General features: G+C 73.5%; 12 protein-coding genes. 4 read left to right on the top strand and 8 right to left on the bottom strand.

Annotation, left to right across the window (positions count from 1 at the left end; all coding sequences use genetic code 11):
• Nucleotides 1–50: 50 nt before the first annotated feature.
• The 3 genes from ASE15_RS14085 to ASE15_RS14075 form a co-directional block, all read right to left on the bottom strand.
• Nucleotides 51–1,610 (bottom strand): hypothetical protein, encoded by a 1,560-nt coding sequence (locus ASE15_RS14085; protein WP_056763940.1) that lies wholly within the window; start codon nucleotides 1,608–1,610, stop codon nucleotides 51–53.
• Between the two features lie 68 nt (nucleotides 1,611–1,678).
• Nucleotides 1,679–3,379 carry a maltose alpha-D-glucosyltransferase gene (gene treS, locus ASE15_RS14080; RefSeq protein ID WP_056646824.1) on the bottom strand — a complete coding sequence of 567 codons (1,701 nt, stop codon included), beginning with the start codon at nucleotides 3,377–3,379 and terminating at the stop codon, nucleotides 1,679–1,681.
• A gap of 146 nt (nucleotides 3,380–3,525) precedes the next feature.
• Nucleotides 3,526–5,679: an alpha-1,4-glucan--maltose-1-phosphate maltosyltransferase gene (locus ASE15_RS14075; protein ID WP_082618496.1), complete on the bottom strand. Its 2,154-nt coding sequence runs from the start codon at nucleotides 5,677–5,679 to the stop codon at nucleotides 3,526–3,528.
• 168 nt (nucleotides 5,680–5,847) lie between these two features.
• Between ASE15_RS14075 and glgP the strand changes: the two genes are divergently transcribed.
• A complete protein-coding gene (glgP, locus tag ASE15_RS14070) occupies nucleotides 5,848–8,433 on the top strand; it encodes an alpha-glucan family phosphorylase (protein ID WP_056763937.1) in 2,586 nt (861 codons plus the stop codon).
• Nucleotides 8,434–8,521: 88 nt separating this feature from the next.
• Here the strand turns inward: glgP and ASE15_RS14065 are convergent, their stop codons facing one another.
• Together ASE15_RS14065 and ASE15_RS14060 are read right to left on the bottom strand one after the other, a co-directional pair.
• A complete protein-coding gene (locus ASE15_RS14065) occupies nucleotides 8,522–9,448 on the bottom strand; it encodes a hypothetical protein (protein ID WP_157257368.1) in 927 nt (308 codons plus the stop codon).
• Nucleotides 9,449–9,605: 157 nt separating this feature from the next.
• A complete protein-coding gene (locus ASE15_RS14060) occupies nucleotides 9,606–10,778 on the bottom strand; it encodes a hypothetical protein (RefSeq protein WP_056763932.1) in 1,173 nt (390 codons plus the stop codon).
• Nucleotides 10,779–10,842: 64 nt separating this feature from the next.
• Here ASE15_RS14060 and ASE15_RS14055 point away from each other — a divergent pair, with 64 nt between their 5' ends.
• Complete coding sequence (locus ASE15_RS14055) at nucleotides 10,843–11,607, top strand: hypothetical protein (protein ID WP_056763929.1); 765 nt, start codon at nucleotides 10,843–10,845, stop codon at nucleotides 11,605–11,607.
• 43 nt (nucleotides 11,608–11,650) lie between these two features.
• Here the strand turns inward: ASE15_RS14055 and ASE15_RS14050 are convergent, their stop codons facing one another.
• Together ASE15_RS14050 and glgX are read right to left on the bottom strand one after the other, a co-directional pair.
• On the bottom strand, nucleotides 11,651–13,411 hold the full coding sequence (locus ASE15_RS14050; protein WP_082618460.1) for an FAD-binding dehydrogenase: 1,761 nt from the start codon (nucleotides 13,409–13,411) through the stop codon (nucleotides 11,651–11,653).
• Nucleotides 13,412–13,514: 103 nt separating this feature from the next.
• Entirely contained in the window at nucleotides 13,515–15,893 is a 2,379-nt protein-coding gene (gene glgX / locus ASE15_RS14045) for a glycogen debranching protein GlgX (protein ID WP_056763927.1), read from the bottom strand.
• Between the two features lie 178 nt (nucleotides 15,894–16,071).
• Between glgX and ASE15_RS14040 the strand changes: the two genes are divergently transcribed.
• Nucleotides 16,072–16,881, top strand: coding sequence for an electron transfer flavoprotein subunit beta/FixA family protein (locus ASE15_RS14040; RefSeq protein WP_056763925.1), 810 nt, complete (start codon nucleotides 16,072–16,074; stop codon nucleotides 16,879–16,881).
• Nucleotides 16,882–16,892: 11 nt separating this feature from the next.
• On the top strand, nucleotides 16,893–17,870 hold the full coding sequence (locus ASE15_RS14035; protein ID WP_056763923.1) for an electron transfer flavoprotein subunit alpha/FixB family protein: 978 nt from the start codon (nucleotides 16,893–16,895) through the stop codon (nucleotides 17,868–17,870).
• A 120-nt stretch (nucleotides 17,871–17,990) separates the two neighbouring features.
• Here the strand turns inward: ASE15_RS14035 and ASE15_RS14030 are convergent, their stop codons facing one another.
• Complete coding sequence (locus ASE15_RS14030; RefSeq protein ID WP_056763921.1) at nucleotides 17,991–19,064, bottom strand: phosphotransferase family protein; 1,074 nt, start codon at nucleotides 19,062–19,064, stop codon at nucleotides 17,991–17,993.
• Nucleotides 19,065–19,106: the final 42 nt, after the last annotated feature.

The following is a 19,106-nucleotide window of genomic DNA, read 5'->3' as shown; positions in this document are numbered from 1 at the left end:
CACCGGTGCGTGCGGCGACACCGGGGAACGGGCGTCGTGCGTTGCCCTGCCTACCGCCCGCCCAGCAGCCGGTCCACGGCCGTGAGCGGGATCGGCTCCCACGCGGGCCGGTTGCGCGACTCGTACACGACCTCGTACAGGGCCTTGTCGAGGACGAGCGCCCGCAGCAGGGCCTCGGTCGTCGCGAGCGAGAGCCCGGCCGTCCCGTCGTCCTCGCCCACGGCCCGCCGGTAGCCCTCGACGAACGCGGTGCGCGCCGTCGTCGTCCAGCGAGGTGAGCGGGCACCGCCGACCGCCGCCGCGTAGTCGAGCGAGCGCACGATCCCCGCGACGTCGCGCAGCGGCAGGTCCGGGCGCGTGCGCTCGGACACGGGCCGCAGGGGCTCGCCCTCGAAGTCGAGGATCTTCCAGCCGTCGCCGCGCGCGTGCAGCGCCTGGCCCAGGTGCATGTCACCGTGGATCGCCTGGAGCAGGGGCGGGGGAGCGTCGTCGCGCGCCAGGCGTTCGCCGACCTGGTCGAGGAACGCCTCGACGAGCGGGGCACGCCGTGCGAGCGGGATCGAGCCCGCGCAGGCCTCACGGGCCCGACGGCGCAGGTCGCCCAGCAGCCAGCCCGCCTCGAGCGGTGGCCCGGTCGGCAGGGCCACGCGCAGCGCGCCGTGCATGCTCGCGAGCGTCGCGCCGAGGTCGGCCGCGAGATCGGCGAACGACCGGTCCTGGGACGCGTAGGCGCACGCGAGCTCGAACCCGTCCTGGGCGTCGGTCACGAGCTCGCTGAGGATCGCGAGGTGCGCCGTCCGTGCGGTCGCCCCGGCCTGCCCGGCCGCCGGCCCTGGGCCCGGCGCGCCCGGCCCGGCGGGTCGGCCGGGGACGTCGACCGCGTCCCACGAGGCCTCGACCCAGCCGAGCGGGCGAGGGACGCCGGTCCACCCGACCCGCGCGAGCGCGTCCGGGACCACGACGTCGGGGTGCTTGCCGATCGCGACCGTCCGCAGGATCTTGAGGATCGAGCCCCCCACGACGCCGGGCAGGATCACCGACGTGTTGGACTGCTCGCCGCCGACCGTCCGGGCCCCGGCCAGGTCCGGGCTCTCGCCCGGTCCTCCCGCACGGTCACCCTCAGCCGGCTCGAGCGCCGCGAGGAGGGCCACCCACAGGTCGGGGTGCGTGGCGCCGTCGTGCACCGCGAGCGGCGCGCCGAGCGGGTCCCCGGGCCGGGCGGGCGGGCCCGGGACGAAGCCGACCAAGCCCGGCAGGGGCGTGCGAGCCGGGTCCTGGGCGCCCGTGGCGGGCCCGGCGTCGGGAGAGGCCGGCTCGCCCGAGGCCGCGAGCCGACCCGCGGGCGTGAGCACGAGCGGGACCTGGATCACGAGGTCGAGGCCCTCGCCCACGACGCGCAGCAGGTGCAGCGTGCAGCGATCGGTGAGCGCGTAGCTCAGCCACGGGACGTGGCGCACCGCGAGCCCCTTGACGGGGTACCAGCGCTGGGCCGGCAGCCATGCGTCGAGCAGCCCCAGCAGGCGCGCGTCGGGCACCGGGGCGCGCTGCGGCGACCCGAGCGGTCCGTGGCGGGACGCGACGGGCGGGGACGAGACGGTCTTCGGCACCACGTCAGCTCCTTCTGCCGTCCGGGCGAGGGCTGCCGGCCCGGTCCCTACGACACCGTCGACGTCGGCATCTACGACACCGTGAGCCAGTAGAAGTCCCTCGACCCCCATGTCATCACGACGTCGCCGTCCTCGCCCACCGGGGGGAACGGTGCCCCGCCGAACACGTCGGTGAGCGTCGCCCCCGCGTGCTCGGGCAGGTGGATCGTGGCGGTGCGCGCCGTGGACGCGAGGTTCGCGACGCACAGGATCGTCTCGGCCTCGTTGCGGCGCAGGAACGCGAGCACCGCGTCGTTGTCGGTGCTGAGCGTGACCTGCGCGCCGTCGCCGAACGCGGGGTGCAGGCGGCGCACCGCGAGCATCCCGTGGACCCAGTGCAGCAGCGACGTGGGCTGTGCGAGCTGGCCCTCGACGTTGACGTAGCCGTAGTGGTGCACGAGCGACTGGATCGGCGGCAGGTAGAGCTTGCCCGGGTCGGCCGTCGAGAAGCCCGCGTTGCGGTCCGGCGTCCACTGCATGGGCGTGCGGACCGCGTCGCGGTCGGGCAGCCAGATGTTGTCGCCCATCCCGATCTCGTCGCCGTAGTACAGGCACGGGCTGCCGGGCAGCGACAGGAGCAGCGCGTGCGCGAGCTCGATCTCCTTGCGCGAGTTGTCCAGGAGCGGGGCCAGGCGGCGGCGGATGCCGACGTTCGCGCGCATGCGCGGGTCCTGGGCGTACCACCCGTACATCGACGCGCGCTCCTCGGTCGAGACCATCTCGAGCGTGAGCTCGTCGTGGTTGCGCAGGAACGTGCTCCACTGGGCGCCCGCCGGGATGGGCGGGGTGTCGCGCAGGATGTCCACGATCTGGTTGGCCCGCTGGTCCTTGATCGCGTAGTAGATGCGCGGCATCACGGGGAAGTGGAAGCACATGTGGCACTCCGGCTCCTCCTCGGTGCCGAAGTAGTCCACGACCTCCGCGGGCCACTGGTTGGCCTCGGCGAGGATGATCCGGCCGGGGAACTCGGTGTCGACCATCTCGCGCACGCGCCGCAGGAACCGGTGCGTCTCGGGCAGGTTCTCGCAGTTGGTGCCCTCGGCCTCGAACAGGTACGGGACCGCGTCGAGCCGGAACCCGTCCACGCCCACCTGCAGCCAGAACCGCGTCACGTCGAGCATGGCGTCCGCGACGCGCGAGTTCTCGAAGTTGAGGTCCGGCTGGTGCGAGAAGAACCGGTGCCAGAAGTACTGGCGCCGCACCGGGTCGAACGTCCAGTTGCTCGTCTCGGTGTCCACGAAGATGATGCGCGCGTCCTGGTAGCGCGTGTTGTCGTCGCTCCACACGTAGAAGTCGCCGTAGGGGCCCTCGGGGTCGGCGCGCGAGGCCTGGAACCACGGGTGCTGGTCGCTCGTGTGGTTCATGACCAGGTCGATCACGATCCGGATGCCGCGCGAGTGGGCCTCGGCGATGAGCTCGGTGAAGTCGGACATGGAGCCGTACTGGCCCGCGATCGCGGTGTAGTCGGCCACGTCGTACCCGCCGTCGCGCAGGGGCGAGGGGTAGAACGGCGGCAGCCACAGGGCGTCGATCCCGAGCCACTGGAGGTAGTCGAGCCGCTCGATGAGCCCGCGCAGGTCGCCCGAGCCGTCGCCCGACGAGTCCGAGAACGCGCGGACCAGGACCTCGTAGAACACCGCGGTCCGGTACCAGGAGGGGTCGTCGGACAGGCCCCCGCGCTGCGCCAGGGGCGCGGCCGGCTGTCGCTGGGGAGGCAGTGCGCCCACGGGCAGGGGAGCAGGGGCCGTCGCGGGCGCGACGGGAGCCGGGCCGGCGGCGTGCCCGTCCCGGGCGGCACCGCCCGAGGTGCCGCCCGGCACTCCGCCCGACGTGGCGGACGGCCCCTGGCCCCCGGGGGACGACAGGTACGGGGGCGCCGTCACGGCGCGCCCACGTGGATGACGTGCGCGACCTGCTCCTGCGGCACGAGCCGCACGTACACGTCCTGCCCCCACCCGTACGAGGTACCGCTCAGGAGGTCGTGCGCGACGAACTGCCCGTGCTCGGCCGGCACGCCCAGCGCCGCGAGGTCGAGGTGGACCATGGACTCCTGCGTGCCCCACGGGTCCAGGTTGACGACCACGATCACGGTGTCCGCGGGCTCGGGCGTCCCGGCCGGGGACACGCGCGCCGGCAGGTGACGCGAGAACGCGAGGACCTGGTCGTTGCTCGTGGGGTGGATCGTGAGGTTGCGGAGCTGACGCAGCGCGGGGTGCTCGCGGCGCACCTCGTTGAGCCGCGTGAGGAGGGTCGAGATGCCGATCTCCTCCGCGAGCGCCCAGTCGCGCGGCTTGTACTCGTACTTCTCGTTGTCGATCTGCTCCTCGACGCCGGGGCGCGGCACGTTCTCGACGAGCTCGTAGCCCGAGTAGATCCCCCAGGTGGGCGAGCCGAGGGCCGCGAGCACGGCCCGCACCGCGAACCCGGCGACGCCGCCGTGCTGCAGGTACGGCGGCAGGATGTCGTGCGTCGTGGGCCAGAAGCTCGGACGCATGGAGGAGCCGGCCGGCCCCGAGACCTCGGCGAGGTACTCCGCGAGCTCGGTCTTCTCGTTGCGCCACGTGAAGTACGTGTACGACTGGTGGAACCCGATGTGCGCGAGCGTGAGCATCATCGCGGGCTTGGTGAACGCCTCCGACAGGAAGATCACCTCCGGGTGGGTGGCGCGGACCTCGGCCAGCAGCCACTCCCAGAACTCGAGCGGCTTGGTGTGCGGGTTGTCGACCCGGAACGCCGTGACACCGCGCGCGATCCAGACCCGCACGACGCGCAGCACCTCGGCGTAGATGCCCGCCGGGTCGTTGTCGAAGTTCAGCGGGTAGATGTCCTGGTACTTCTTGGGCGGGTTCTCGGCGTAGGCGATCGAGCCGTCGACGCGCGTCGTGAACCACTCGGGGTGCTCGGTGACCCAGGGGTGGTCGGGCGAGCACTGGAGCGCGAGGTCGAGCGCGACCTCCATGCCCAGGCGGCGGGCCTCCTTCACGAAGGCCTTGAAGGTCCGCTCGCTGCCGAGCTCGGGGTGGATCGCGTCGTGCCCGCCGTCCTTCGAGCCGATCGCGTAGGGCGACCCCGGGTCGCCCGGGAGCGCGGTGAGCGAGTTGTTGCGACCCTTGCGGTGCGCGGTGCCGATGGGGTGCACGGGCGTCAGGTAGACCACGTCGAAGCCCATGGCGGCGATCGCGGGCAGGCGCCGCGCGGCGCTCGTGAACGTGCCCGACCGCCAGGTCCCGTCCTTGAGGCGTCGCGCGCCCTCGGAGCGGGGGAACATCTCGTACCAGGCCCCGGCGAGGGCGAGCGGCCGGTCCACCACGAGCGGGTACGTGCCCGACGGCGTCACGAAGTCCCGCAGCGGGATGCGGGCCAGGGCGTCGCGCACCTCGGGCGACAGGGCCGCCGCGAGACGAGCCGGCGAGGGGCGAGACGGGTCCGCGAGGGCGGCTGCGCCGTCGTGCAGGGTCTTCGCGTCCTGCGGGCTCAGCCCCGCCAGGGCCGTGATGCGCTCGAAGAGCGCGACGCCCTCGGCGAGCATGAGCTCGACGTCGATGCCCGCCGCGACCTTGATCGCGGCGTCGTGCGCCCAGGTGCCGTACGGGTCGGACCACGCCTCGACGCGGAACGACCAGGCGCCCGGGGCGTCGGGCGAGAGCGTCGCGCGGAAGCGGTCGAGGCCCGGGGCCACGTCGACCATGTGCGCCCACGAGTGGTCGCTGCCGTCCGGGGCGACGAGCACCGCGGTCGCCGCGACCGCGTCGTGCCCCTCGCGGAACACCGTGGCCTCGACCGGGACGACCTCGCCGACCGCGGCCTTGGCGGGCCAGCGCCCGCCCTCGACGACGGGGGAGACGTCGAGGACCGGGATGCGACCGATCGGGGCGGCCGGCGCGATCGGGGGAGCCTGCCGGGGAGCCACCGGGGGGACCGGGCGGGGCGCCGTAGGGGGCACCGTGCTCGTCCTGCGGGGGGACGCGGTCGTGGAGGCGACGGCGGACGCGTTCGGGCGGGCGGTCGCGGGGGTCGCGAGGTTCTCAGGCACCTGCACAAGGTATCGAGCGTGGGCCGTGAGCGGCACCCACAGAGCGGGTGTGGCGCCGAACCTCCACCCGCTCGTCGCCCGACAGGCGGGTGAAAGTTCATGCAAGCGTTACAGAGAGGTGGTGGGCAGGGGGTGTGCCGCGACCGACTGTTGCGTACTGTCGGACCCGTGAGAGCGATCAGACGTTTCACCGTCCGCACCGTCCTGCCCGCCGAGCTGCACGACCTCGACGAGCTGTCCCTCAACCTGCGCTGGTCCTGGCACGCCCCCACGCGCGAGCTCTTCTCCGGGATCGACCCGCAGCTGTGGGACTCCGTGAAGCGCGACCCCGTGGCGCTGCTGGGAGCGCTCGGGCCGGACCGGCTCGCGGCGCTCGCAGCCGACCACGGCTTCGTCGAGCGCGTGCGCGCGGCCGCAGCGGACCTGCACCGGTACCTCCAGGACCCACTGTGGTACCAGCAGCAGGTCGCGGGGGGCGAGGCGCTCCCTGCGGCGATCGCCTACTTCTCCCCGGAGTACGGCATCACCTCGGTGCTGCCGCAGTACTCGGGCGGGCTCGGCATCCTCGCGGGCGACCACCTCAAGAGCGCGTCCGACCTGGGCGTGCCCATCGTCGGCGTCGGGCTGCTCTACGGCGCGGGCTACTTCCGCCAGTCCCTCACACGCGACGGCTGGCAGGTCGAGACCTACCCGCTGCTCGACCCGGACGGGCTGCCGCTGACCATCCTGCGCGAGGACGACGGCACCCCCGCGCGCGTCTCGATCGACCTGCCCGGCGGGCGCGTCCTGCACGCGCACGTGTGGGTCGCGGCGGTCGGCCGTGTGCCGCTGCTGCTGCTCGACTCCAACGTGCCGGGCAACGACGAGGCCGCCCGCAAGGTCACCGACCGCCTCTACGGCGGCGGCGGCGAGCACCGGCTCCAGCAGGAGCTGCTGCTCGGCGTGGGCGGTGTGCGCGCGCTGCGCCTGTGGTCACGGCTGACGGGGGCCCCCGAGCCCGAGGTCTACCACACCAACGAGGGGCACGCCGGGTTCCTGGGCGTCGAGCGCATCCGCGAGCTCGTCACGGGCGCGGGCCTCACGTTCGACGCGGCCCTCGAGGCCGTACGGGCCGCGACGGTCTTCACGACCCACACGCCCGTGCCCGCGGGCATCGACCGGTTCGGCCGGGACCTCGTCTCGCAGTACTTCGGCGGGGACAACCAGATCCCCGGCATCGATGTCGAGCAGGTCCTCTCGCTCGGCGCCGAGGACTACGACGGCGGGGACCCGACGGTCTTCAACATGGCCGTCATGGGCCTGCGCCTGGGCGGGCGCGCGAACGGCGTCTCGCTCCTGCACGGCGAGGTCTCGCGCGGCATGTTCAACGGGCTGTGGCCGGGCTTCGACTCGCGCGAGGTCCCCATCACGTCGGTGACCAACGGCGTGCACTCACCCACGTGGGTCGACCCCAGGATGGCTGCGCTCGAGGCCGAGAAGCTGGGGCTCGACGAGCTCACGGCCGACGCCGCGTCGTCGGGCTGGCTGAACCCCGACGCGGTGACCGACGCCGAGCTGTGGGACATGCGCCGCGAGCTGCGCGGGCAGCTCGTCGACGAGGCCCGCAACCGGCTGCGCAGGTCCTGGCGCGAGCGCGGGGCCAGCCCCGCCGAGCTCGGCTGGGTCGACGACGCACTCTCGCCCGACGTCCTGACCATCGGGTTCGCGCGCCGCGTGCCCACCTACAAGCGGCTCACGCTCATGCTGCGCGACCCCGAGCGCCTGCGCTCGCTGCTGCTCGACCCCGAGCGGCCCGTCCAGCTCATCGTCGCCGGCAAGTCCCACCCCGCCGACGACCAGGGCAAGCGGCTCATCCAGCAGCTCGTCCGGTTCACGGACGAGGCCGACGTGCGTGGGCGCATCGTGTTCCTGCCGAACTACGACATCGGCATGGCGCAGTCGCTCTACCCGGGCTGCGACGTGTGGCTCAACAACCCGCTGCGCCCGCTCGAGGCGAGCGGCACGTCGGGCATGAAGTCCGCGCTCAACGGCGGGCTCAACCTGTCCATCCTCGACGGGTGGTGGGACGAGTGGTACGACGGCGAGAACGGCTGGGCCATCCCCACGGCGGACGGCGTCGAGGACACCGAGCGTCGTGACGACCTCGAGGCGGCCGCGCTCTACGACCTCATCGAGACCCAGGTCGCCGCGCGCTTCTACGACCGCGACGAGCAGGGCGTGCCGGGGCGCTGGCTCCAGATGGTGCGGCACACGCTCGCGACCCTGGGCCCCAAGGTTCAGGCCACGCGCATGGTCGCCGACTACGTGCACCGCCTGTACGGGCCCGCGGCGGTCGCCGGGCGCACGCTCAACGCCCCGGGCTTCGAGCCCGCTCGCGAGCTCGCGGCGTGGAAGCAGCACGTGCGCGGCGACTGGTCGCGCGTCCGGGTGGACCACGTCGAGTCGAGCGGCATCCGCGAGGTCCCGCAGGTCGGCGACCTCCTGACGGTCAAGGCCTACGTGTCGCTCGGCGACCTGCAGCCCGGCGACGTCGAGGTCCAGGTGGTCCACGGTCGCGTGACCGAGGCCGACGTGATCGAGACCTTCACGGCCGAGCCGCTCGAGCTCGCCGAGACGTACGAGGCGGGGCGGGCGGCGTTCGCCGGGTCGGTGCGGCTGGAGGCGTCGGGTCCGTTCGGGTACACCGTGCGGATCGTCCCCCAGCACGAGGGGCTCGCGAGCGTCGCGGAGCTGGGGCTGGTCGCGAACGCCTGACCGGCTGTGCTGCCGAGGTAGAACGCTGTCGAGATAGAACGCGCTGCGCGAGGTAGAACCCCCTACGTTCTACTTCACGCGGCGCGTTCTACCTCGCACGTTCGCGAGCCAGCCGTCTGGCCGCACGGAGCCGACCCACGAGGCGTTCTGGATCCTTCAGGTCCTCCCAGGTCACGCGAAGGATCGTCCACCCTGCCTCTCGAAGCGCGTCCTCGCGCTTCTTCTCGGCGAGCAGGCGTCCTGCAGGGTCGCCCATACCACCGGCGTACTTGACCACGCCGTCGAACTCGAGCCCGACGCGAAGCTCGGGCCAGGCGAGGTCGAGCCGGAACTCGCCGCGCCAGGTCTTGACGCAGAACTGGGGGACGAGCGGCGGGAGGCCGGCGTCGAGAGCAAACCAGCGCACGAGGGTCTCACCGGGGGACTCCGACCGGGCATCGGCAAGCTGGAGGACCTGCCTCGCCTGGATCACCCCGCGCTTTCCTGCCGACTCGTCGAGGATCTGGTCGAGCAGCCGGACGTCGGCACCGAGACGCAGCGCAGAGTCGGCGACGACCAGGGCGCTGGACGGCCGCAGCGAACGAGCGCAGTCGACCACGGTCCGCTCCAGAGAGGTGACCGGGATACCGTCCAGGTCGTGCCGGTCACGCTCTGGCAAAGCCGTCCAGTGCCGTCGGGTGGCCGGGTCGGAGTCGCGGCGCACGCTGGGATTCGCAAGCTGTGTCACATGGACCAGCCGCCCCAGCCGCCAGGTCCAGCACCCCCACAGGAGGGCTGCTGTCTCGTGGCTCAGCCAGTAGGAGGTGGCGAGCCTCTCCACGACTCCTCGCACGCTCGCGAGCACCTCGGCCTCGCGTCGCCGTGCGTGCCCCTCGCCGGTCGGGAGCGGCAGGTAGACCCCTGGGCGGACACGCACCACCTGTCCGGCGCGTCGGCTCCTCTCGAGCCGAGCCCGGGTCGCCGGTTCGTAGCGCAGCGCGGGCGGGACCTGACGAGTGGTTTCTGGTCGTGCCATGTTGCTCAGCGTGCCCGTGATCGAAGGCATGGGGTGGGGCGACTGGGTATCTGTGGACAACCGGGGGGCGAAGTAGAACGTCCTGGTCGAAGTAGTACGCAGCGCGTTCTACCTCACGCAGTAGGTTCTATCTCGACGGAACACGTCACCCTCGACGTCAGCCCTCTGCCTCGCGCCTCGACGCAGAAGCGCCCCCGAGCAGCCCCAGGTACCGCACCCTCGTCGCAAGCACCTCCCGCAGCTGCTCCCCGATCCCCTCGACGAACTCCTCGCGGTACACCGCGTCGACCTGGACCGAGATCGCGTAGTACAAGCCAGTGAACGTCGCGATCGCGACCGACACCCGCACGAGGGTCTGCGTGACCACGAGCGGGCTCCCCGACAGGTCGAACGTGAGCAGCACGCGCTGCCCGTCGATGCCCCACAGGTCCATGACCTCGGGCGTCACGGTCAGTGTGCCGAGCGCGACGAAGAAGAGCCCCATGCCGGCGCTGACCACGAGCACCTGCAGGAGCTGGGAGACGCCGATCATCGCGGCCACGTTGAACCGCTGGCTGCGGGTCAGCGGCGGGAGCGCCGCGGCCCCCGGCACCCCGTCGGCGGCCGCGCGCAGGGCGTTCCGGGCCTCGGTCGGCAGGCGCAGCCCCACGAACAGCACGATGAGCCCGGCGAAGAACGTCCCCAGGATCACGCCCGCGGCCCCGCCGGTCCGGCTGAAGACCTGCCACACCTCGGCGTTGTAGAACAGGACGAGGGAGAAGACCATCAGCAGCGGCAGGAGCCGCACGAGCCGCACGAGCGACGCCCCGAGCTCGTCGACGATGCGCGCGAGCCCCCACCACAGCGACGAGCCGACGCCGTACGCGACCACGACCCACACGAGCCCCAGGAGCAGCAGGTTCCCGCCGGCCGTGACGAGCGCGGCCCCCCACTCGCCCCCGAACACCGCGGGCAGCACGGCCGGCACGAGCACGAAGAACGCGAGCTCGGGCCCGCCGACGTCCTGCGGCAGCGTCGACCAGTGCCTGCCGCGCAGCACGTTGAGCCCCACGTAGGCCGCGGCGATCAGCACCGCGCCGCCGGCCACGGCGAGCAGGTTGCCCCACCACGTCCACCCGCCGTTCACGGCGCCCGTGAGCTCGAGCAGCAGCACGACGACGAGGAAGGGGGCCGACCGGCCGAACACGTCGCGGCGCGCCGAGTGGTCCTCGAGGAGCAGGGGCAGACCGTTGCGTCGCAGGACGCGTTCGCAGCCGGCGACGTCGAGCTCGGCCGTTCCCGGACCGCCGGCCGGGGGACCGGGGGGAGCGGCGCCGTCGGGCAGGTTCATGCCGGGAGCGTACCGGCAGCCCGGTCCGCTGGCCGGGCGGCCTCGCCGCGGCTACGTTCGCCTCATGCCCGACGACGTCGCTCACCTCCCCGACCTCCCCCCGCCCTTCGGCGGGGTCGCGTGGGACGACGACGCGTCGGCCGGCGACTGGATCCGACCCCGGCTGGGGGAGTGGGGGACCGTCGGGTCGTGCGTCCCGTCGGGCTACGCCGCGTACGCGCGCATCCCCGACGTGCCCGCGTGGGCCGAGGAGGAGGAAGGGGTCGGGTCGCTCTACCTGGGTCGGAGCGACGAGTCGGGACCCGAGCAGATGGATCTGCTGATCGACGCCCTCGCGCCGTTCACGGGCGACCAGCTGTGCCACTTCGCGCTGTGGACCGGGTACGGGTGGCTGTATGACCACGCGGCACGGCCCGAGGACTCGACGTCGTTCGCCCTGCTCTCGTTCGGGATCGACGACGTGGGCGAGGGGGACGCGCCGGGGTCCTCGTTCGCGCTCGCGCAGGCGCAGGCCGAGGCCCGGGTGCGCGCGCTGCGGGCCGCGCACCAGGTCGAGCGCCCCGCGGCGCCGATGCTCGAGCTGCCGCACCGCGCCTACCACCTGTGGCACGGGCCGCTCGCGCAGGCCGCCGCGTTCGCGTCGCTCCACCAGTCGCCCACGTTGTGGTGGCCGCAGGACCGGTCCTGGTTCGTGTGCACCGAGCTCGACACCGTGGCCACCGACCTCGGGGGCAGCGAGGAGCTCGTCGCGGCGCTGCTCGAGGTGCCCGGGCTGCGCGCGTCGCGCGTGAGCCCGGGCGACCCGGTGCAGATGCCCGCGGACTGGTGACGGGCGCGGTCCTTCCTCGCCGGACGTGCGGCCGCCCCCGGACCTACAGGCTCCGCGCGAGCGCGCGCCCCACCGTCCGCCCCGAGAACAGGCACCCGCCGAGGAACGTCCCCTCGAGCGCCCGGTGGCCGTGCACGCCCCCGCCCCCGAACCCCGCGGCCTCGCCCGCGGCGTACAGGCCCTCGAACACCGAGCCGTCAGGGCGCAGCACGCGACCGTCGGTGTCGGTGTGCAGGCCGCCGAGCGTCTTGCGGGTCAGGACCGAGAGCCGCACGGCGAGCATGGGCCCGTCCTTGGGCGTCGTGAGCGGGCGCGGCGGGGAGACGCGGATGACCCGGTCCACGAAGAACTTGCGGGCCATCGCGGTCGCGACGACCTGGTGGTCCTTGCCGAGGCCCGAGCGCACCTGGTCGTCGCGCAGCCGGACCAGCCGCTCGAGCTCGACCGCGTCGATGTGCCCCTGCGAGCCGGGGGTCGCGTCGGTCAGGGCGTTCATCCCGGCGGCGAGCTCGGTCGGGTTCGCGCCCCACACGAACTCGGGGGACTCGGCCGCGAACCGGGCGACCGGCCCGACCGCCCCGGGCAGCACCCGCTGGGCCAGCAGCCGCACGCTCCGGCCGGTCAGGTCGGGATTCTGCTCCGAGCCCGAGAGCGCGAACTCGCTCTCCATGATGGCCTTGTTGAGCACGAACCAGGAGTGGTCGTCGGCGCGGCCCGTGACGTGCTGGAGCGAGCCCAGCGCGTCGAACCCGGGGAACAGCGGGGCGGGCAACCGGTGACCGTGCGCGTCGACCCACAGCGACGAGGGTCCGGGCAGGATACGGATGCCGTGGTGGGTCCACACGGGCGAGTGGTTCGCGATGCCCTCGGGGTAGTGCCACATGCGGTCCTCGTGGACCAGGGCCGCGCCGGCGTCACGCGTGACGCCGAGCATGAGCCCGTCGGTCGAGTCGGGGACGCCCGAGAGCATGCGCTCGGGCAGTACGCCCGCACCCGCGGGCCAGTTGGCGCGGACCAGGTCGTGATTCGCGCCGATCCCCCCGGAGGAGACGACGACGGCGCTCGCCGACAGCTCGACCTCGCCCACGACGTCGCGCACCGAGGGCACGCCGCGCTCGACCGGGTCGTCGGCCAGGATCTCGGCCCGGACCCCGGTGACGGCGCCGTCGGTCACCACGAGCTCGGTCACGCGGTGCCGGAAGCGGATGTCGAGCAGCCCGGCCTCCCTGGCGTCGAGGGCCGCGCGGACGAAGGGCTCGAGGATGCCCGGACCGGTGCCCCACGTGACGTGGAACCGCGGCACGCTGTTACCGTGCCCGCCCGCGGGGTAGCCGCCGCGCTCGGCCCACTGGACGAGCGGGAACCAGCGCACGCCCTTGCCGTGCAGCCACGAGCGCATGTCCCCCGCGGCGAAGTCCACGAAACCCCGGGCCCAGGCGTAGCCCCAGCGGTCCGGCCCCGTGCCCTCCGCGGCCCCCGACGCGAACTGCGCCGAGCCGAGCCAGTCGTCGAGGGCGAGCTCGGGGGTGTCCTTGACCCCCATGCGGCGCTGCTCGGGCGAGTCGACCAGGAACAGCCCGCCGAAGGACCAGAAGGCCTGCCCGCCCAGGCTCGCGGCGGGCTCCTGGTCGAGGAGGATCACGTGACGGCCCGCCGCGGTGAGCTCGGTCGCGGCGACGAGCCCGGACAGGCCCGCGCCGACGACGATGACCTCGGCGGAGTCGGTCGCTCCGGGACTGGGAGCGCTCCCGGGGGCGGGACGCGGTGCGGTCGGGTCGGGGATGCTGACGTCGTTGTCACTCATGCGCAGAGACTAGACCCCGCGCCCGGTCGCGAGGTAGAGGCCAGGCGTCGAGGTAGTGGTCCCAGGACCTCTACCTCGACGCCAGCCCTCTACCTCGGTGGCCTCAGGGGCGCTCGGCCGAGACGTAGACCTGCATGCTGAGGGGCTCGAGCAGGACGGACGGCGAGTCGGCAGGGTCGGCCTGGTCGGCCTGGTCGGCCGGAGCCCGGTCGGCCGGAGCCCGGTCGGCGGAGGCCGTGCCCTCGCCGCCCCCGCCGTCCTCGAGGCCGTCCACCCCGTGCTCGCCCTCGGTCGGGTGCTCCCAGTCGGAGTCCCACGCGAGCTCCCAGGCGCATCCCGCTGCCCTGTCCTCGCCCCGACCCGGGACCGCAGCCGGCGTGACCTCGACCGTGTCGAGCGCCCCGTTGACCACGACGAGCACGTCCTTGTCCCCCTCGCCCGGGCCCGTGCGCAGCATCTGCAGGACCCGGAAGCCGGGGTCGTGCCAGGCGTCGTGGTCGAGGGGGCGCCCCGCCGCGTCGAACCAGGCGAGGTCCGGCACGGCGTCCTCGGCGGCATGCCGCGGCCTGCCGTGGAAGAACGCGTCGCTGCGCAGCGCGGCGTGCTCTCGGCGCAGCGCCAGCAGGTGGGTCGTGGTCGCGAGCAGGTCCTTGCGCCAGGGCGACAGGTCCCAGCTCACCCAGGACAGCGGCCCGTCCTGGCAGTAGGCGTTGTTGTTGCCCCGCTGGGTGCGGCCCATCTCGTCGCCCGCCGTGAGCATGGGCGTGCCGGCCGCCAGGATCTGCGTGGCCATGAGGTTGCGGATCGAGCGTCGCCGCAGGGGAGCGATCACGAGCCCGGGTTCGAAGCCCTCGTGCTCGAGCCCTCGGATCGTGGCGTCCTCGTCCGACAGCCGCCCCTCGATGCCGTGGTTCCAGGACCGGTTGTCGTCGCTGCCGTCCCGGTTGCCCTCGCCGTTGGCCTCGTTGTGCTTGTGCTCGTAGGCGACGAGGTCGGCGAGCGTGAAGCCGTCGTGGGCCGTCACGAAGTTGATCGATGCGACCGGTCCGCGCATCAGCGGCGGGTCGCTGTGACCGAACAGGTCCGCGGACCCTGCCAGGCGGGTCGCGAGCTCGCGCACGCCCTGGCCGAGACGCCCGTGCGAGGCCTCGCGGGGGTCGGCGAGCCAGAACTGGCGCACGGCCCCGCGGAAGCGGTCGTTCCACTCGGCCAGGGGGGCCGGGAACTGCCCGGTCCGCCAGCCGCCCGGGCCCACGTCCCACGGTTCGGCGATCAGCTTGAGCCCGTTCAGCACGGGGTCGGTCTGGAGCGCGACGAGGAACGGGTGGTCGGGGTCGAACCCGCCGGGCCCCCGGCCCAGGGTCACCGCGAGGTCGAACCGGAAGCCGTCGACCCCGATCTCCTGCGCCCAGTACCGCAACGAGTCGAGCGTCGCCTGCACCACGCGGGCACGCCGGAAGTCGAGGCTGTTGCCCGTCCCGGTGACGTCCGCCAGCCGGGCGGGCGTCGCGCCGTCGTGCAGGTAGTGGACGGGATTGTCGAGGCCGCGCCACGACAGGTGAGGCCCGTCGACCCCGCCCTCGCACGTGTGGTTGTGCACCACGTCGAGCACGACCTCGATCCCGGCCTCGTGCAGCAGGTGGACCATGCCGCGGACCTCGTCGACCACGGCGCCCGGCCCGGCCTCCTGCGCGTCGCGCGTCGCGTAGGGCGCGTGCGGCGCGAAGAACCCAGCCGTCGAGTAGCCCCAGTAGTTGGTGAGGCCCTGGGCCACGAGGTGCGGCTCGGACAGGAACGCGTGGATCGGCAGGAGCTCGATCGTCGTGACACCCAGGTCCCGCAGGTGAGCGATCGTGGCAGGGTGCGCGAGCCCCGCGTAGGTGCCGCGCAGGGGCTCGGGCACGGCCTCGAGCTGCATGGTCAGGCCGCGCACGTGCGCCTCGTACAGCACGGTGTCGGCCCAGGGGACCTGCGGGCGGCGCACGGGCGGGTGGTTCGTGCGCGGGGCCACGACGACCGAGTGCGGCACGTGGGCCGCGGAGTCGCGCGGGTCGGCCGGGCCCTCCGGGTCGCCGACGAGCACGCCCGACGCGTCGCGCTCGGTCACGTGCCCGCGCGTCGAGGGGTCCTCGTCGAGCTCGCCCACGAGCCCGCGCGCGTACGGGTCGAGGAGCAGCTTCGCGGGGTTGTACCGGAGCCCGGCCGCAGGGTCCCAGGGGCCGTGGGCGCGGAAGCCGTAGCGCTGGCCCTCGCGCACCCCGGGCACACGGGCGTGCCAGACGCCGTAGCTCGGCCCGTCGAGCGCGACGCGCCTCTCGTGGATCTCGCCGTCGGGGGAGACGTCGAGCAGGCACAGGTCGACGGCGCTCGCGTGCGACGCGAGCACGGCCACGTCGACGCCGTCTCCGGCGAGGTGGACGCCGAACGGCGGGACCGGACCGTGCGAGGGGCGGGGGCGGGGGGTGGGGGCAAGCGCTTGCACCCCTCCATTGTGACGCCCGGTCGTGGACGGTTCGTGCTCAGCACGTGGTCGTGCGCAAGATCTCACCCGGCTGCGGCGCCCTGCCCGGTAGGGTTTCGACTGTGCCGCGTCCTCGCAAGGGGCCTGGCGTGCGGGTTCGTCCCGGGTCCACCGTCGCCCACCCACGGAGCTCATCACGATGAGGATCGTCGTCGCCGTCAAGTATGTTCCCGATATCCACGCCGACCGCCGATTCGACGAGGGCCGCGTCGTGCGCTCGTCGGAGGAGGGGACGCTCAACGAGCTCGACGAGAACGCGATCGAGGCAGCCCTGAAGATCGTCGAGTCGCTGCCCGAGGACGAGCAGGCGTCCTCCGAGGTCGTCGTCCTGACCATGGCCGGCCCCGAGGCCGACACCGCGATCCGCAAGGCGTACCAGATGGGCGTCGGACGCGGGGTGCGCGTGAGCGACGAGGCGCTCGCGGGCTCGGACTACTTCGGGACGGTCAGCACCCTGGCCGCCGCGATCCGCAAGCTCGAGGAGGAGGGCCCGGTCGACCTGGTCGTCACGGGCATGGCCGCGCTCGACGGGCTGGGGTCCGTCGTCCCGGTGCTGCTCGCCGCCGAGCTCGACCTGCCGCAGCTCACGCTCGCGGGCAAGCTCGAGGTCGACGCTCAGGCGCGGACCGCCCAGGTCACGCGCGAGCTCGACGACGCGCTCGAGGTGCTCTCGGCGCCGCTGCCCGCCGTGGTCTCCGTGACGGACCACGCGAACTGGCCGCGCTTCCCGAACTTCAAGCTCATCATGGCCGCGCGCACGCAGCCGATCGAAGTCTGGGACCTCGCGGACCTGGGCGTCGACCCCGCCACGGTGGGCGACGCCGGTGCGCGCACGCACGTCCTCAGCGCCACGCCCCGCCCGCCGCGCCCCGAGGTCGAGGTCGTCGTCGACAAGGGCGAGGGCGGCCGGGCGCTGGCCGAGTTCCTCATCCGCAACGAGCTGGTCTGAGAGGGAACACCGTGACCACCAACGTCCTCGTCCTGCTCGACTCCCCGGAGACGCAGCTGCGCTCCGCGGCCCTCGAGCTCCTCACCATCGCCCGCAGCCTCGGGCGCCCCAAGGCCGTGGCGCTCGGCAGCCCGAGCGTCACGACGCTCGCCCAGCTCGGCGCCTACGGCGTCGACACGGTCCTCCAGGCCGAGCTGCCCACGTCCCTGAGCCCCGGCGCCGAGCACCTGACGGCCGTCGTCTCGCAGACGCTCGCGACCGCGGTGCGCCGCGCGAACGCCGACGTCGTGCTGCTCTCGGCGACGTTCCCCAACAAGGAGGCGGCTGCCCGCCTCGCGTACGAGCTCGGCGCGGGCCTCGTGATCGACGCGGCCGCGGTCAGTGCCGAGGACGGCAAGGCCGTGGGCCACAAGCGGGTCTTCGCGGGCTCGTGGGACACCTCGTGCGAGGTCTCGACGGACGTCGCGGTCTTCACGGTCCGCGCCAACTCGGTCGTGCCGGAGCCTGCCGAGACCTCGGTCGCGACCGAGGTCATCGGGTTCCCCGTCGAGGTCCCGGCCTCGGCCACGCGGGTCACGGTCGTCTCGCGCGAGGAGAAGCCGGTCGTCGAGGGCGGGCGTCCGAGCCTCGCAGAGGCCGCCACGGTCGTGGCCGGCGGGCGCGGCACCGACGGTGACTTCGCGCCGGTCGAGGAGCTCGCGGACGCGCTCGGCGCGGCCGTGGGCGCAACCCGCGACGCGGTCTACGAGGGCTGGTTCGACACGTTCATCGGCCAGACCGGCGTGACGATCGCGCCGCGCCTGTACATCGGCGCGGGCATCTCGGGGGCACCGCACCACCGCGGTGGCATGCAGGCCTCGCAGGTCATCGTCGCGGTCAACAACGACTCGGACTGCCCGCTGTTCGAGATCGCCGACTTCGCGGTCGTCGGCGACCTCGCGGAGGTCCTGCCGCAGGCGGCGAAGGTCATCCGGGAGCACAAGGGCTGACCGCTCGCACGGACCACGGACGCCCCGGCAGGCTCGCCTGCCGGGGCGTCCGCGCGTCCGGGGAGTGCTGCGGAACCCCGTCACCCGGGCCCGACGGCGGAGCAAGGCCCCAGGAGCGGGTCAGAGTCCCAGGTGCTCGAGCCAGGCGAGGCCTGCGAGCGCCTGGCCCATGGCCCTCTCCGGGAGCCACGGCCTGCCCGGGGGAGCGGGGCGGCGCGCGGTGTCCAGGGAGAATCCTGCGTACCCGCCGACGATCGAGCGCAGGTCCTCGGGGTGCACCTCGGCACCCAGCGGGTGGTCGTCGAACACGGCCGTGAGCCAGGCCCCGGCGCGCTCGGCGTCGTCCCAGTGCACGAGGGGCGGCCCGCCGTCGCACGGGATCTCGACGTCGACGGGCTCGAACACTCCCTCGACGCCCTGTGCGCCGACCGTGACGAGCAGGTGCGCGAGGTCGAGCCAGGCTGCCCCGCGCATGGCGTGGGGCCAGTCGAGGACGTAGACGTGGTCGTCGGTCACGGCGAGGTTCTGGGCCCGCATGTCGCCGTGCACGATCGACTCGCCCTCGCACGCGACGAGCACGCCCAGCTCGGTCTCGACGAGCCGGTCGAGGTGCTGTGCGGCCCAGGGCGAGACGTGCTCGAGGTGCGGGTACGGCTCGCGCTGGACGCGGCCCCAGCCGATCGTGGCCGACGCGAGCTGGGGACCCGCGGGTGGCAGGGGGATCTGGCGCGCGCCCGGGACGCGCGCGAGGTCGTCGAGCGTGTCGAGCACGCGACCGAGCACCGCGGGGTCCCACGGGATGCGGGGCGGGTAGCCGTCGATCGCCTCGTACGCGAGCACGATCCAGTCACCGTCCCCGTGGCCCCACAGGAAGCGCGGCATGGGGACGGCCGCGGGCAGGCGCACCGAGATCTTGGCCTCGGCCCGGTGCAGGTCCGCGGACTCGGGCGCGTCGAGCGTGCGGGCAGCCTTGAGGAAGACCTGGTCGCCCGTCGAGAGACGCACGAGCGAGCCCATGCCCGGGCTGAACCCGCTCACGACGCTGATCTCCTCCACGACCCGGGCGTTCATGGTCGCCTCGATCTCGTCGCGCAGCTCGGCGGGGAGCTGCGCCCAGCGCAGCCGGTCGCTCGCGTGGGCGCGCGGGTCCTCCGGTGAGCGGACCACGGCGGTGGTCGCGACGTCGTCGGGCATGGGGCGTAGCACTCTCACAAGGTGAGGAGGGGAGTCTGAGGG

It is taken from the genome of Oerskovia sp. Root22, from assembly GCF_001429135.1.
GTDB lineage: Bacteria > Actinomycetota > Actinomycetes > Actinomycetales > Cellulomonadaceae > Oerskovia > Oerskovia enterophila.
Note: the sequence above shows the minus strand (reverse complement) of the source record. Positions and strands in the feature narration are given on the sequence as shown.

Coding starts and splice junctions, on each gene's coding strand:
- ASE15_RS14065 (WP_157257368.1), bottom strand. CDS start 9,448: ATGGCACGACCAGAAACCACTCGTCAGGTCCCGCCCGCGCTGCGCTAC.
- ASE15_RS14060 (WP_056763932.1), bottom strand. CDS start 10,778: ATGAACCTGCCCGACGGCGCCGCTCCCCCCGGTCCCCCGGCCGGCGGT.
- ASE15_RS14055 (WP_056763929.1), top strand. CDS start 10,843: ATGCCCGACGACGTCGCTCACCTCCCCGACCTCCCCCCGCCCTTCGGC.
- ASE15_RS14050 (WP_082618460.1), bottom strand. CDS start 13,411: ATGAGTGACAACGACGTCAGCATCCCCGACCCGACCGCACCGCGTCCC.
- ASE15_RS14040 (WP_056763925.1), top strand. CDS start 16,072: ATGAGGATCGTCGTCGCCGTCAAGTATGTTCCCGATATCCACGCCGAC.
- ASE15_RS14030 (WP_056763921.1), bottom strand. CDS start 19,064: ATGCCCGACGACGTCGCGACCACCGCCGTGGTCCGCTCACCGGAGGAC.